Below are 1,330 nucleotides of genomic sequence, written 5' to 3'. Positions count from 1 at the left end.
GCAGAGATCCGGCTGGAGCACCCTGCGCCCCCTGATCCTGCGCCTGCACTTCTACGCGGGCGTGGTGGTGGCCCCTTTCCTGCTCGTCGCCGCCCTCACCGGCCTGCTGTACGCCGCGTCCTTCCAGGCCGAGAAGATCGTCTACGACCATGAGCTGACCGTCCCCGTCGGCGACCGTGAACTGCCCCTCTCCGAACAGGTCGCCGCCGCCCGCAAGGCCCACCCCGAAGGCACGGTGTCCGCGATACGCCCCTCGCCCGAGGCGGGCGCGACGACCAGAGTGATGCTGTCCGGCGTGGCGGACGTGGACCCGAACCACACCCTCGCCGTGTTCGTCGACCCGTACACCGGGGAGGTGCGCGGTGCGCTGGAGCAGTACGGTTCCAGCGGCGCGCTGCCGCTGCGCACCTGGATCGACGAGTTCCACCGCGACCTGCACCTCGGCGAGACGGGCCGCCTTTACAGCGAGTTCGCGGCCAGCTGGCTGTGGGTGATCGCCGGCGGCGGCCTGGTGCTCTGGTTCTCCCGCCGCCGCGCCCTGCGGAAAATCCGCGGCACCAGCGGCCGACGGCGCACCCTGGGTCTGCACGGCGGCATCGGCGCCTGGGCCGCGGTCGGCTTTGTCTTCCTCTCCGCGACCGGGCTGACCTGGTCCACGTACACCGGCGCCAACATCGCCGACCTGCGCGCCTCGCTCGGCCAGGAGACGCCCGCGGTGTCGGCCGCGGCAGGCGGTGAACACGCGGAGCACGGCACGGCCGGCGGCACCGGCGGCGACGCGGCGCACGGGGTCGGTCTCGACCGGGTCCTCGCGGCGGCACGGGCCGAGCGGCTCGACAACCCGGTGGAGATCGTCCCGCCCGCCGACGCGGCCTCCGCGTACGTCGTGAAGCAGATCCAGCGCAGCTGGCCCGAGAAGCAGGACGCCGTCGCCGTCGAACCGGCCACCGGCCAGGTCACCGACGTCGTGCGGTGGGCCGACTACCCGGTGCTCGCCAAACTCAGCCGCTGGGGCATCGACCTGCACACCGGCAGCCTCTTCGGCCTACCCAACCAGATCGCGCTGATGCTGCTCGCGGCCTCCCTCGTCCTGCTGATCCTGTGGGGCTACCGCATGTGGTGGCAGCGCGGCCGGGGCTCGTCCTTCGGCCGGCCGATCCCACGCGGCGCCTGGCAGCAGGTCCCGCCGTACATCCTCGTCCCGCTGCTGGCGGCGATCGCCGTACTCGGCTACTTCGTTCCGCTCCTCGGCATCCCGCTGGCCGCCTTCCTCGCCGTCGACATCGTCCTCGGGGAGATCGCACACCGGCGGGGCCGGAAGAACGGAGGG

1 protein-coding gene is annotated in these 1,330 nt (G+C 72.7%); it reads left to right on the top strand.

Translation table 11 applies throughout. The features are described 5' to 3' along the window. The coding region (locus AOK11_RS37980) for a PepSY-associated TM helix domain-containing protein (RefSeq protein WP_055598161.1) at positions 1 to 1,330 on the top strand (1,330 nt) is incomplete at both ends.

Origin of the sequence: Streptomyces hirsutus (assembly GCF_001418415.1) — a bacterium.
Taxonomy (GTDB): domain Bacteria; phylum Actinomycetota; class Actinomycetes; order Streptomycetales; family Streptomycetaceae; genus Streptomyces; species Streptomyces hirsutus.
The sequence above is the reverse complement of the archived record's forward strand: the minus strand, read 5'-3'. Positions and strand labels throughout refer to the sequence as shown.